The sequence below is a fragment of the Flavobacterium psychrotolerans genome, assembly GCF_003097635.1.
Taxonomy (GTDB): Bacteria; Bacteroidota; Bacteroidia; order Flavobacteriales; family Flavobacteriaceae; genus Flavobacterium; species Flavobacterium psychrotolerans.
Window position 1 is genome coordinate 71,562 of the sequence record NZ_QCZI01000004.1, and the last position, 13,987, is coordinate 85,548.

General features: G+C 33.9%; 14 protein-coding genes. 3 read left to right on the top strand and 11 right to left on the bottom strand.

Translation table 11 applies throughout. The features are described 5' to 3' along the window. Nucleotides 1-8: 8 nt before the first annotated feature. Nucleotides 9-779 (top strand): glycosyltransferase family 2 protein, encoded by a 771-nt coding sequence (locus DB895_RS04330; RefSeq protein ID WP_116724139.1) that lies wholly within the window; start codon nucleotides 9-11, stop codon nucleotides 777-779. Nucleotides 780-782: 3 nt separating this feature from the next. On the opposite strand, the gene DB895_RS04335 is transcribed toward DB895_RS04330, so the two are convergent. The 3 genes from DB895_RS04335 to DB895_RS04345 form a co-directional block, all read right to left on the bottom strand. Next, nucleotides 783-1,544 carry a Kdo domain containing protein gene (locus tag DB895_RS04335; protein WP_116724140.1) on the bottom strand — a complete coding sequence of 254 codons (762 nt, stop codon included), beginning with the start codon at nucleotides 1,542-1,544 and terminating at the stop codon, nucleotides 783-785. A 133-nt stretch (nucleotides 1,545-1,677) separates the two neighbouring features. Then, entirely contained in the window at nucleotides 1,678-2,466 is a 789-nt protein-coding gene (locus DB895_RS04340) for a glycosyltransferase family 2 protein (RefSeq protein WP_116724141.1), read from the bottom strand. 3 nt (nucleotides 2,467-2,469) lie between these two features. Then, nucleotides 2,470-3,336: a hypothetical protein gene (locus tag DB895_RS04345; RefSeq protein WP_116724142.1), complete on the bottom strand. Its 867-nt coding sequence runs from the start codon at nucleotides 3,334-3,336 to the stop codon at nucleotides 2,470-2,472. 130 nt (nucleotides 3,337-3,466) lie between these two features. On the opposite strand from DB895_RS04345, the gene DB895_RS04350 reads away from it, so the two are divergent. Then, nucleotides 3,467-4,474 (top strand): glycosyltransferase family 2 protein, encoded by a 1,008-nt coding sequence (locus tag DB895_RS04350; RefSeq protein ID WP_116724143.1) that lies wholly within the window; start codon nucleotides 3,467-3,469, stop codon nucleotides 4,472-4,474. 5 nt (nucleotides 4,475-4,479) lie between these two features. Here the strand turns inward: DB895_RS04350 and DB895_RS04355 are convergent, their stop codons facing one another. The 8 genes from DB895_RS04355 to pseB all read right to left on the bottom strand — a co-directional run bounded on the left by DB895_RS04355 (nucleotide 4,480) and on the right by pseB (nucleotide 13,278). Continuing rightward, nucleotides 4,480-5,970: a capsular polysaccharide export protein, LipB/KpsS family gene (locus DB895_RS04355; protein ID WP_116724144.1), complete on the bottom strand. Its 1,491-nt coding sequence runs from the start codon at nucleotides 5,968-5,970 to the stop codon at nucleotides 4,480-4,482. Between the two features lie 15 nt (nucleotides 5,971-5,985). Further along, nucleotides 5,986-7,029: a pseudaminic acid synthase gene (gene pseI, locus DB895_RS04360; RefSeq protein WP_116724145.1), complete on the bottom strand. Its 1,044-nt coding sequence runs from the start codon at nucleotides 7,027-7,029 to the stop codon at nucleotides 5,986-5,988. Between the two features lie 91 nt (nucleotides 7,030-7,120). Then, a complete protein-coding gene (locus tag DB895_RS04365; RefSeq protein ID WP_116724146.1) occupies nucleotides 7,121-8,137 on the bottom strand; it encodes a GNAT family N-acetyltransferase in 1,017 nt (338 codons plus the stop codon). Between the two features lie 4 nt (nucleotides 8,138-8,141). Beyond that, complete coding sequence (locus DB895_RS14235) at nucleotides 8,142-9,449, bottom strand: aminotransferase class III-fold pyridoxal phosphate-dependent enzyme (RefSeq protein WP_166426930.1); 1,308 nt, start codon at nucleotides 9,447-9,449, stop codon at nucleotides 8,142-8,144. Nucleotides 9,450-9,451: 2 nt separating this feature from the next. Continuing rightward, nucleotides 9,452-10,210, bottom strand: a complete 759-nt coding sequence (locus DB895_RS14240; protein WP_166426931.1) for a cytidylyltransferase domain-containing protein — start codon at nucleotides 10,208-10,210, stop codon at nucleotides 9,452-9,454. Beyond that, entirely contained in the window at nucleotides 10,201-11,070 is an 870-nt protein-coding gene (locus DB895_RS04375; protein WP_133242641.1) for an aldo/keto reductase, read from the bottom strand. The genes DB895_RS14240 and DB895_RS04375 overlap by 10 nt, the downstream gene beginning before the upstream one ends. Before the next feature lie 6 nt (nucleotides 11,071-11,076). Then, on the bottom strand, nucleotides 11,077-12,264 hold the full coding sequence (pseC, locus tag DB895_RS04380; RefSeq protein WP_116724148.1) for a UDP-4-amino-4,6-dideoxy-N-acetyl-beta-L-altrosamine transaminase: 1,188 nt from the start codon (nucleotides 12,262-12,264) through the stop codon (nucleotides 11,077-11,079). Between the two features lie 3 nt (nucleotides 12,265-12,267). Beyond that, entirely contained in the window at nucleotides 12,268-13,278 is a 1,011-nt protein-coding gene (pseB, locus tag DB895_RS04385) for a UDP-N-acetylglucosamine 4,6-dehydratase (inverting) (protein WP_116724149.1), read from the bottom strand. 117 nt (nucleotides 13,279-13,395) lie between these two features. Between pseB and DB895_RS04390 the strand changes: the two genes are divergently transcribed. Next, on the top strand, nucleotides 13,396-13,962 hold the full coding sequence (locus DB895_RS04390; RefSeq protein WP_116724150.1) for an L-threonylcarbamoyladenylate synthase: 567 nt from the start codon (nucleotides 13,396-13,398) through the stop codon (nucleotides 13,960-13,962). Nucleotides 13,963-13,987: the final 25 nt, after the last annotated feature.

A 13,987-nucleotide genomic window follows, 5' to 3' on the forward strand; every position in this document is an offset into this window, starting at 1 on the left:
TAGAATTAATGAAATACAATAACAATACAAACCTATCGGTATTAATTATTACACTAAATGAAGAAGCTCAAATGAATGGGCTTTTAGCTGATTTGGATTTTGCCGACGAGATACTTATTGTAGATTCTTTTAGTACGGACAATACCGAAAGCATTTCTAAGTCGTTTAAGAATGTGAAATTCATTCAGAATAAATTTGAAAACTTTACTACCCAAAGAAATTTTGCTATTGCACAAGCAAAAAATGACTGGATTTTATTTCTGGATGCCGATGAAAGACTTACGGCAGAATTGAAGAATGAAATTCTGGATACCATAAAAACCAATGAAACCTATACTGCATTCTTATTTTATAGAACATTCATGTTCAAGAAAACAATTTTACGTTTTAGTGGCTCTCAAACTGATAAAATTTTCCGGCTTTTTCACAAGAATTTTGCCAAATATACTACGGAACGACTTGTTCATGAGAAACTAGAAGTAGAAGGGAAAATAGGAATCCTCAAAAACAAATTGATTCATTACTCTTATTCCGATTTTGATTCCTACAAAGCTAAAATGATTATCTATGGAAAATTTAAAGCCCAAGAAAAGTTTATTAAAAATCTGAAACCCTCTTTGTTACTCCAATTATTTCATCCCATGTATACCTTTTTGTATAATTACATTATAAGGTTGGGGGTTTTTGACGGAAAAAAAGGCATAACCATTTGTTACCTCAATGCCTATAGCGTGTATGTTAGGTATCAGGAATTAGGCAACCTTTGGAATAAAAAATAGCCATTATTTCCAGAAAAATAATTTCTTTTTCAATCTTATTTTTCGGAGATGTTTTTCCTGAAATTCGTTAGTATGAAACCACATTTTTTCAAAAACTTCATCCACTGATTTGTGGTATAATTTTGCGTATTCCTCGCTCATTATCGCAATCATTACTTTTTTAGGTGTCAATCGGGAAAGATTTTTCATCCGCATATCAAAGGTCATCTCGTCATGGAAATTCATTCTGTTCAAATCGACTAAAAAGAATTCATATTGATTTTCGATTCTTTTTTTTATCAAAGTATTTCCCGGAGAATGATCTAAAAACTCCACTCCTTTTTCATGCAAATGAAACGAAAACTGTACAAATTGCCTTAAAATGCAATCGTGATTTGGATAATCCGGAATTTCCACTAATTCACGAAAAGTCAAATCACAGTCAAGGTGTTCGCTGAGATAATAGCTTTCATTTAGCCCAATAAGATTAGAATTTTCAAAATAGGCAATAGGCTGCGGTGTTCCAATATTATTTTTTAATAATATATTCGCAAATTCAAACGAGCGTTGGGCTTTTGATTTTCTTAGATATCTATAAGCAATTTTATTAATGAAATTGGGAACTTTAAATGATTTAATATTTATCGTTTTCCCATCTAAATTAAAGAGTTTGATTTTATTCCTTTTTCCATCACCAAAAAGTAGTCCTGTTGAATCGAAATTCTCAATAAAGTTCAACAAATTCGATTTGTAATTCTGAAATTGGGGATGAATATTGAGTTGCATTACTATTATTTATATAAAATCAAAAGTAGGTATTGTTTTTTATTTATCCAATTTAAGAAAGCGATTCCATCAAAATTAATATCACCTATAAAAATGTTTTTTTCTATAAAAAATTAATGCAATATCAAGGCATTCATTTCAAATATTGGTCTACTCCATTCATTATCCAAACTGTTTTCTTAAGGATGGTTTCATTTTGCCTTTTATCGTTCAATTCAAAATTATCTTTAGAACTAGTTTTGTGATGTATATGGTATACGATTCCGGCATAGCGCAGTCTTTTAGCTTTAATGCCATTATTACCCATGCGGATAACTAAATCAGAGTCTTCCCTACCCCAACCTTCATAATCTTCATTGTAGCCGTTAATGGCAATAAAATCTTTTCGCCAAAAGGAAACGTTACATCCTCTAAATTTTTTAGAAATACCAAAGTGAGATTTATACAATTGGGATAAAAAAGGAATATGTATGGCTCTGGTTTTGTTTTTAATTTCTTTAGAAAAAACAGAAAATGTAATTATATTTTTAGCAAAAACTTCTTCAATTGCGTTTGGTAAAATATTCACTCGAGAGCCATATAGATAAAGCCCCTTCTCAGCAGCATTTACATGGTCTTCAATAAATTTAGGATGCAGAATGCAATCTCCGTCCACCTGAATAATATAGTCGGCAGTGGCACCTGCAATTGCTTTATTTAATATTTTTGATTTCCTAAAACCTTTATCTTCCTGCCAAAAATGTTTAATTGGGATATCATATTTTTTTTGATATTCTTCAATCAATATTATTGTGGTTTGGTTTGAACCATCATCTGCAATCAGGATTTCATCAGGCAAACGAGTTTGTAACAACGCACTTTTAAGTACCAAATTTAGCGATTCAGGCCAGTTATAGGTTGAAATTAATAATCCTACTTTCATGGCTTATTTAAATAAATGTTTAAACCATTGACCGAAATTTTTCTTCCAGATAAAAAATTTAGAAGGTCTCATCATAGTTAAATGTTCTAAATTCTTACATATTTCAGTTAAAGAATTTCCTTTTACAAATTCCAGTGATTTCCATTTATGGGGTTCTAAATAAAAAAAGTCATTCATATTTTTATAATTATTTTCATTTACCCTTTCCCATTTACTTATGAAACTATCTACATTAATATCTACATCATGTCCCCAATTACTAAACTTCATCAATAACTCTTCCTTCGTTCTCGAAAGGCATTCATGCAGAATTAGTGAGTCTTGGTAAATTATTCGCTTTTTGGTATTTCTACCCAATTTGTAATCTGGGAAATTCGTCACCGCCATGATTTTCGTTGCTTGGTCAACATATAGAAATCCTCCCTCAACTCGTTTGTATAGATTAATTAGAAAGGGAGAAATTTGCACAGGTGTTTTCTCTGGATTATCCAACAAATGATTTTTCGATTTAAGAAACGCAACAAACGACTTGAAATCTAAAAAATATTCATCTGCATCCAATTGAACAAGCCAGTTGCCGATACCCATTTTTTCTGCGAGCATCTTGCGTTCTCTGACTTCACATTGCATAGCTGTCAATTCTGGACAATAAAAATTATCCTCATAAATTTCAATTTTGGCATCAACATCGAAAGTTTTTATCCATTGAAAAAAATCCTCTTTAATTTGAAAAGAGGCTCCATTCCACGTTTTTCTTTCCTTATCAACTGCCAGAAAAATGGCATCCGATTCTTTATATATTTGAGGGATGGCATTTTTAAGCAATTCATAATCGTATGAAACTAAAAAGCCCACTTGAATTTTTTTCATTTGTCTTTATTTACACGGCAAATATAACAATATTGATTTTATTAAAATATTAATATTAATTTTGCGGTTAAGAAATAGATTTGATTTAAAATCTATATACTGTTTCACTCAAAAACAAAAATTAAGCATCATGTTAATCCCAGAAATCTCAGTTATAATGCCAGCTTATAACGCAGAAAATCATTTAAGTGAGGCTATAGAAAGTATTATAAATCAAACATATAAACATTTTGAATTAATTATTCTTAATGATAAATCTACAGACAACAGCTTAGCGATTATCCGAAAATATCTGGCGAAAGATCCCAGAATTATCCTAGTAGACAAGCTCCAAAATAGTGGTCCTGCAAACCTAAGAAACGAAGGCTTTATTATGGCAAAAGGAGAATTTATTGCCCTTATGGATGCTGATGATATTGCTTTGCCAACCCGTTTTGAAAAACAAGTTACCATCCTTAAAAACAATCCAGAAATTGGAGTTTGCGGAACATGGTTTACCTTTTTCGGGGCAAAAAAAAACAAGGTTATTCGACACAGTGAACATCATGATGACATAAAAATTTCTTTCTTGCACAGTTGCGGTATAGGAAATCCAACCGTTATGCTTAGAAAAGAAGCTTTACAGGGATTGCAATTTAATGACGACTATGTTCCCGTAGAAGATTACGATTTGTGGAGTAGGTTATTGCCTAAAACTAAATTCTACAACATTCAAGAATCATTGTTAAACTACAGACAACACGGAACTAACATTAGCAAAACAAAAATTGAAAATGTAAATCGCTCTGTCCGAAAAGTGAAAATAAACCAAATGAGTGCATTTGGAATTGAACCTACGGACAGTAAAATTGATTCCTATTTGAATGTCGTATCTGTAAAAAAAGGACTCCGTACAGAAGAAATTATTAAAGCAATTGAATCCTCAAAATTTTTACTTTCCCAAAACAAAAAATTAGGGAATTTTAATCCCGAACGAATAGAAAAACAGATAACAAAGAATTTAATTCGAACGATTAGAAACGCCAAAAACAATAACTTTTCTTTTTATAAGTATTTGAAAAATAATGAACCAGAATTGTTTCAAAAAATAAGCAACTTGGACAAAACAATACTTTTTTTAAAATCGGTTATCGGGTAAATAAATTATTGTTTACTGTTTCCTCTTTTTTCCAGAAACCTTCTCAATTCCCGAAGTATGAAATTGGCTTTAATTTGTTTTCCTTTATACTTTCCTTTACCCAAATGTATTGGCTTATAATACTTGTTTTCAATTCCAAAACTTTCATTCCAATACCCGTATTTTAATGGTCCTTCAGGATTAATTGTTGGGAATTCATATTGGTCATCCGTCAAAATTTGAATTAACTCTTCGTGATTTTTAGGTATGACGACACAATTCAAATTCTCATACGCAGCACGACCCAATAAAATTACATTTTTGTTTGCAAAAGCGGCTTCTGCTCCAACAGTTGAACCAAAGACAATCACAATGTCACTTTTATGAATTAAAGCATACGTATCGACACTGTCTTCAGCCGGAATAATTTCAATTGATGTGAATTTTGAAATTTTCTCTTTCAAGAATTTATTTTGGCTATTATCCAACCCTTTCAGATTGGGATGTACTCTTAAATACAATTTAATGTTTGAATAGCTTTCTAGACTCTCGCAAATTTGTTTTATACCTTCATTGTCATTTGGATAAAAGAAGGGACCAAAACCTTCCAATCCTTCATATTCATCAAGGGATGAATTGAAAATTGTAATTACTTTTTTATCTTCGTTTGCATTAAAACTCTCAGGCAATCGTCCTTCTTGTTGTTCTTTAGTAAAAGAATACCAAGCATCTTCTACCCTCTTTATCCTATTGGTATAAAACAGTTTACCTATTTGGTTTCGGTCATTTTTTGCATTCTCCCATAAATGTTCCATTTCATTGCTTATGGTTTCTATAGAATGGGGTATAGAATTGATTCTAAAGAGGAAATTATTGATTTTACCGCCACGTTCGTGAGTTGCATAATTCACTTTTCGTTCTTGACAAACACGAAGTAGAGGTCGGTTTTCAATGAATCTTCCATTAAACAAAACCACCAAATCGGGTTTAATTTTATCTAAAATTAATTGAAATGTTTCATATAAATATGCTCCCGTTAAAAGTCCTCTGTAAATAAAATCTCTATGATTTTCTACTTGTGGCTCATGATTTCTGGTAAAGGAAACAAGAGATGAAGCGGTTGCCATTCCTGAATCATAGGATTTATAATGAATTGTTTTCAAGTCATTTACAGTAGAGCAACTAAATTCTTTCTTGAAATTATTTTTTTTAAAATCATCCAATTTCAAAAACTGGTTGTACTGCAACACATGAAGGTTTTTATGATTTTCTATTCCGTTTTTAAGAGCATTCAGTCCGTTATTTACTCTAGAAAAACACACTTTACAATCCATTACTTTATGCTCCGGATTATTGAAACAATTTTTGAAGTCACTTTTACAAATAATCCAATAGACGGTATTTCCTTGTGCTAACAATCGTTCCATGATTTCCATTTCTATTTCAAGATGTGGTGCAGGATGATAGGTGGTTTGCACTAGAATAGTTTGGTTTGCAATGGAATCTAAATGGGTCATAAATTTGAAATTTGTTTATTGTTCTTTTAAAAAATCCAATCGCAAGGGAGTCCCTTTAGTGATATCTTCCGAAGCTTTTTTTCCTAAAATATCGTAATAATATTTAGGATGCAGTCCAAAACCAGGACGCACCGAACGAAGATTGATTTCGGTAAAAACATCTCCTGCTTTGATGTCTTCGGCAACATACAAAGAACGACTGAAATCCCTTCCTTTAGCCTGTTTTTCGGTCAACGTATAATCTACTGTTCCAATTGCTTTTTCAGCTTCTCGAACCGCTTTTACCATTTGAGCAAACTCTTCTTCATTCATCGAAAAAGAAGCGTCAGGCCCTCCAATAGCTCTATCTACAATGAAATGTTTTTCGATTATTTTAGCGCCAAAAACGGTTGCCACAACAGGTGCTGTGCTTCCCATGGTATGGTCTGAAAGTCCAGAAATGACGTTATATCTTTCGGCCAAATCTTTAACCATACACATATTGGCTTCCTCAATGGGTGCCGGATAACTCGAGGTACATTTCAACAAAGCAACATCATAGTTCCCCATTCTATGACAGGCATCAAGAGCCAATTCGATGTCTTCTAATTCGGCAATTCCTGTAGAAATGATTACAGGTTTCATCTTGGAAGCTACATACTCTATTAAGGGAATATCAGTAATTTCAAAGGAAGCAATTTTGTATGCTGGAGAATTTAAACTTTCCAATAAATCGACTGCCGTATTATCAAATGGAGAAGAGAAACAAATCAAGCCCTCTTCCTTTGCTACTCTATATAATTCCTCATGCCACTCCCAAGGCGTGTAGGCCTCTTGATATAAAGTATGCAATTTTTTTCCGTCCCAAATGGTTCCTTTTATGACAAAATCATCTTTGTCGGAGTCTAAAGTAATCGTATCGGCGGTATAGGTTTGCAATTTAATACAATCCGCACCGGTACGTTTTGCTGCACGAATGGTTTCGATTGCCGTTTGTATACTGCCGTTATGATTGGCCGAAAGTTCGGCAATGATAAAAACCGGACTGTTTTTGTCTATATTAAAATCTCCTATTTTCATATATGTAAAAGTTGTTTTTTAGCGGTCATATATGGTATCGCCTTTTTATTTATTGGTGTTTGCTTGGGCAAACTTGTTGTTAGTGGCGATTTCATATTTTTTTGATATAACGATAGCTTGGAATGGAATCATATTCCAAAACGACATTTAATTCGTAACCTGCTTTTTCAAATACTTTTTTGGATGCTCTATTCTCTAATTTGATGTAGGCACTGATTTGCATCTGAGGATTCTCTTTTAAAAACTCATTCGATGCCATTCGAATCATCTCGCTCGCATACCCTTTTCCTCTATGATTGACATCATTTGATATCCCGATAACAGCCGTTGTTTCATCTTGTTTTTGAATACGAACCTGACCGATTGGAATTCCGATATGGTTTTCAAAAACCACCATAAAACAACTGGAATCCTTAATTTTATTCAAAAACCAATTTTTATGATTCTCCAAAGAAATGGGTTCCGATTGATAGGAATTCTCTCTTACAGATGCATCACTTGTCCATTCAAAATAGAGCATCATATCTTTTTCATTAGCCTTCCTAAAAGCAATTCCTCGGTTCATTTTACAGTGATAAACCACATCCAAAAATTGTCCGCCAAAAAAGCAATGCTCCTTTAAACGAGCTTCTTCTTTGAATCCACAAGAAGTTAAAACTTCATATAGATGCGGTCTCAAATCAAAGGCGTACGTAAATATTTTATGAAAATTCAATTCTTGAAAAGCCATTTTATCTAATAACGAGAGATAATTTTTCCAGAAATATTCGAAATTTTCTTTCTCCAATTCCGTTTTCATTATAAACGAAATCTCTGCATTTTTATCGATCCAATTGATGTGAACCAAACCGCCATAACCTACAAATTCATCATTTTTCAGAAATGAAAAAAGCAATTGATTGGGTTTTTCCACTTCGAATAATTTTGAAACTACATTTTCAAAATAATCCTCTTGATCCTTTACCGTTAATGGCTTTGCTTGTCGCAAATGGTACATTTGTTCGTTTCTCATTTCCAAAATTGCATATTTATCTTCATCCCGAATTGGAACTAAAGAAAATGTGTTTCCTTGAAAAGTTGAGTTAACCAAACATGTATAATTTCTCATAGCTCTAATTCAATCTTTTAAATCCGCCATGACAAACGGGACCTTTTAGCAAATTTTCTATCTTTAGATTTCCCTTTTCACAGTTGGCTATTAATTGATAAACTTCATCTAATGCATTAAAATACAGTTCTAAATTAGCGTCGTTATGAGCTGTAGCTGCATAAAAATTGGTACTGGCTAAAAATCCTTTTTCTAGCATTTCTTGTGTAATCAGGGTTTTATACCCCATGGCATCCGGGCAGTTGAAACTATAAGTACTTAATGCCGGTATCCCAGAAATGGAAATATTCAAATCGTGTGCATCAGCTAGTTTTTGCCATCCGTTTCGCATTTTGTTTCCCATTTCAGTAATGGTTTCCCATGATTTTACCCGCTCCATTACTTTTAAGGTGGCTAAAGCTGCGGTAGGCCCAATTCTTTCTGTCCAAAAAGTACTGCTGATAAAGGTAGTTTGTGCTGCTTCCATTACCGCTCTGGTTCCAACTACGGCAGTTAATGCGTAGCCGTTACCTATTGTTTTTCCGTACATTGCCATGTCTGGTTGCACACCAAATTTTTTGTAAATTCCCCCAAAGGTTTCTCTAAAGCCCGAAGTACATTCGTCGAAAATTAAAACTATATTTTTAGCCGTGGCCAATGCTCTTACTTTTTGCAAAAAATTGTCTTCTGGCCCAAAATTCCGAACCACTTCCATTTTGATAACTCCAATATCATTATTTTCAACAATAGACAACAACTCTTCATAATTGTTGTAGTTGAAAGGAAAAACGGTGTCTTTTAAATTCTTTGGAACTCCATTTGGACTTAATCCCGGCAATAAATGCCCTGACAATTCATCGCCATCATTATGATTGGCAGATAAATACCAATCATGCCATCCATGATACCCACAAATGGCTACTTTATCCTTTCCTGATGCAGCACGAGCTATTCTGATAGCAATAGAATTGGCTTCCCCACCACTTCGGGCAAATCGAACCATGTCTGCCCATGGATTTATTTCTATTAATTTTTCAGCAAGATAGACTTCCTCAGGACAGCTTAATGTGCTCATGTTACCGTTTTTGACCGTTTCCATAACGGCAGCATCAACCTCATCATTACCATATCCGAGCGTGTTGGTGCCAATTCCCATGATACTCATGTCTAGATACTCTTTACCGTCCAAATCCCAAACTTTACAGCCTTTGGATTTAGAAAAATAAGAAGGCCATTGATCTGGCAAAAACATTTCCGGTCTTTTAGAGAGCAACATCGTCCCTCCTGGAATGAGTGTTTTGGCTTTTTTATATAATTCTTGTCCTTTTCCCATGATTAGTCGTTTTTTAAGGACTTGATTAATCCTTCGTTTCTTATAATTTGGTCGTTTACCTTGGCCAAATCATTTTCAATAATGAAATTAGTGTAGGTTAACCACGATTTATCTGTTCCTAATTGATGTATTAAAATTTCCATTAAATCAAAATCTCTCTGTTCATCCACGGTCATTCTTATTTTAGAAAAATCTAAATCACAAGGAAAATTCATGGCTTTAAATAAATTCCCATCATTAAAATCGGAATTGTTTCTGATAAATGGCGTAACGTGTTCCCTTTCTGATTTTAAAACCGCATTTTCCCAAGCTGATTTCAAAGCTGAAAACTTAAAAACCTCAACATCCTGACCGTCTGGGTAATTCTCTACAAGTCCATTGGAACCATAGTCACAATTGTTTTCCTGAACAAAAGTTACTATTTCATCTACCAATTCCGGATCAATCAAAGGACAATCAGAGGTAACTCTAACAATCCAATCCGCATTTTTATCTTTTACGGATTGATAAAACCGATCTAAAACATCAGCCTCTGAACCTCTAAAAGAACTAAAACCCCATTCTAAAGCTTTGTCGTAAATGATTGTATCTTCATCGTTTATTGTAGTTGCTACAATAATTTCTGAAATTTTGGAACATTTTTTTAATCTTTCCAAATGAATTTGAAGCAACGATTTTCCGGAAATTTCTTTAAGAACTTTACCCGGCAATCTGGTGCTTCCGGTTCGGGCTTGCGTTATAAGTATTGTTTTTAGTTCCATAATGATGGATTTAATAAATCTGAATTCTCGACTTTTATAGCGTTTATTTTATTTACAACTTCCTGATTAAGTATACAATTAGATGATTTCACGTTATCCAATAATTGAAGTATGGAGTCTACTCCGATTAGGACTTGATCTATATTTTTTTGACGCAAGCAATACCCTAATGCCAAATCTGAGATGCTTAAGTTTTCGCCTTTTGCTATGCTTTTGATTTCAATTAATTCCGACAATAACTCTTGACAAACCGCATTCGCATCTGAACTTTCTTTAAAAAACAATCCTTGTAAAAATGCCGATCTTGTATGAACAATTTTACCCTTATCTTTTAATTCCTGCATTAGTTCCCCTCTAACAGATTCATTGTCTAATAAATTAAAAGGCATTTGAACAACAGAAATAGCATCATCCAATAACAATGCTTCAATTTGTTCATTCGTATAAATTGAAACCCCAATATTTTTGATTAATCCTTGACTTTTAATGCTTTTTAACCTTTCGATAATCTGATGGTTATTTTTATAAGAATCGAAGGAATGAAACATAAGAACCTCCAAACAGTCCACATTCATGTCTTTGATATAGGTTTTGACCCTTTCCTCAATTTTATTGATATCAACATCATGCGGGATTTTTGTGATGATGTTAAATTTTATGTTGGGATTTAATTTATGAAATTCGCCAATAACCTGATGTGCATTTCCATAAGCTTCAGCAGTATCAAGTGTCGAAATCCCTAATTCAAACGCCTTTGATAAAATTTCGCAACTGTTTTCAAAAGATATTTTCCCTGTAGAATTATTAATTCCATAAGCCAAACCCATTTGAACCGTCCCTAAAATAAGTTTATTTTTCAAAATTATTTATTTTAAAAAGGACAATACTTTTTCAATCACAAAATCCTGTTCCTCCTCTGTTAACGTTGGAAACATCGGCAAACTGATGCAATTTTTATAATAGTTTTCAGAAATGAGCATGTCGCCTACTTTCCAACCAAATTCTTGATAATACGGCATCAAGTGACAGGGAATATAATGTATTTGAGCGAAAATTTGATGTTCCCGTAAATAATTATACAAACCCAATCGGTCTTCGATTTCTATTACGTATAAATGATAGGCGTGTCCATCAATTACTCCTGACTGTCCTATTATTTTTGAGTTTTTGGAGAAAACATCAAAGTATTTTTTTGCTATCGCCCTTCTTCTTTCAAGACCTTTATCCGCACGTGACAATTGACTGATTCCGAGTGCTGCCTGAAAATCGGTAAAGCGATAATTATAACCCAAGGTTTGCATTTCCATATACCAAGCAGGGTAAGAACTGCTTTCAGGAACTTCCTGACCTGCCGCAAATGATTTCGAATTTTTAAAAACACTCGCATCCCTAGTGATTCCGTGTGTTCTTAGCTCCAGTAATTTTTTATATAATTCTTCATTATTTGTGGTAACCATCCCTCCTTCACCAGTAGCAATATGCTTCACGGGATGGAAAGAAAAAATGGCCAATTCTGCAAAATTACCGTTCCCACAATTTTGCTGTTTTCCAGTGCTATCCACAAAATAACCTCCTGGAGAATGGCAAGAATCTTCAAGAATCCACAAATCGTATTCATTTGCTAATTTTCTAAAGGCCTCTAAATTTACAGCCCGTCCTGCAAAATCAACAGGAACAATTCCTTTGTACGTCCCTTTAGGGGATGCTTTTAACAAAGCTTCCACCTTTTCAATATCCAGTAAATAGGTTTCGGGATCAATGTCGGAAAAAACAACTTCACCACCACAATAGCGAATGCAATTTGCAGATGCAGCAAAAGTTATTGGAGTGGTAATCACTTTATCGCCTTCTTGAACTCCTAATGCTAAAGTGGACAAATGTAAAGCCGCAGTTCCGTTAGACACTGCGACGGCAAATTTACTGCCAATATAATTAGCGAATAATTTCTCGAATTCTAAAATTTTTGGTCCTTGAGTAAGAAAATCGGCTTTAAGCGCTTCTGAAACTACTTTTATATCTTCCTCGGTAATATTTTGTTTTCCGTAAGGTATCATATATTATACTGTGAAATCTGAATACAAATGTTCTTTTATCAATGTTCTTAAGGAGTCAACAGTTTCCCATTCTGTATTTTCCCCAGAAGTGTAGTTAAACCCTTGGGGAACTAATTTGGCGTTGAACGTTTTAATGTATTCTTTCATGTCCCAATTGGTTACTTGAGGCAGAATCACATAGTATTTCCCTAGATCATAAGTAGTAAAGGAATCAGATGATGTGATCATTTCCTCGTGAATTTTTTCGCCTGGACGAATGCCACAAATTTTATGCTCACACTCCGGACCGATAGCCTGAGCTACATCCAAAATTCTATATGACGGGATTTTCGGGACAAACAGTTCGCCTCCCCAAGCAGCATCCAAAGCGTGTAAAACCATGTCAACCCCGCCTTGAAGCGAAATGTTAAAACGGGTCATGTTAGCATCAGTAATTGGCAAAACACCTTCCGCTCTTTTATTCATAAAAAACGGAATTACAGAACCATTTGACCCCATAACATTGCCGTAACGAACCACAGAAAATTTAATATCCTGATTGCCTTTTATATTATTTGCTGCTATAAATAGTTTATCCGAGGTTAGTTTCGTTGCTCCATATAAATTAATTGGCGCACAGGCCTTGTCAGTAGAAAGGGCTACCACTTTTGAAACATTGGATGAAAGACTTGCCTTAATAACATTATCAGCCCCACCTATATTGGTTTTCACACACTCATCCGGATTATATTCGGCAATGTGAACGTGTTTCATTGCTGCGGCATGAATGACATAATCTATACCGTTAAAAGCTCTTTTCATCCGTTCCAAATCCCTTACATCTCCAATAAAATAACGTATTGCAGGAAATTGGGACTCTGGAAATTCTTGAGCCATCTGATATTGCTTTTGCTCATCTCTGGAATAAATAACCAATCTTTTTATATTTGGCCATTTCTTTAAAATAGTCTTTGTTAATTCTTTTCCTAAAGAACCTGTACCTCCTGTAATTAAAATCGATTTGTTATCCAACATTTTGTGTTTAATTTAAAAAAGCAAATATACTGAAATAGTACTATTAGTTTATGATTTTCCCAAATGACTATTTATATTGTATCAAATAAATATCTTTGCATCAAAGAACTCAAAAAAATGGACATCAACCAAGAAATCCAAAAAGCTTACGAAGTCATAAAAAACGGTGGCATCATCCTTTACCCGACCGATACCGTTTGGGGTATTGGCTGTGATGCCACTAATCCAGAAGCCGTAGCTAAAATATTTAAACTAAAACAACGAGCAGAAACACAAAGCATGATTGTTTTGATGAATGGCGAAAAAATGATGTATAATGTTTTTAAAGACATCCCAGAAGTAGCTTGGCAAATCATCGATTTATCCGAAAAACCGACTACCATAATTCTGGACAAACCTAGAAATGTAGCTCCAAACCTCATTGCTTCCGATAATACCTTGGGAATTCGAATTGTAAAAGAGCCTTTTTGTTTCAAATTAATGGAAAAAATGAAAAAACCACTGGTTTCCACCTCCGCAAATATATCTGGTCAACCCACGCCCATTGCTTTCAAAGATATTAGCCCAGAAATTATAAAAGGTGTGGACTATGTTGTAAATTTGCACCACGATAAAATTGCAGGAAAGTCCTCTACAATTATTAAATTGACCAACGATTCGCAAGTAAAAGTGATTCGAAAATAATTTGATGCATTCAGTTTACGGTTTA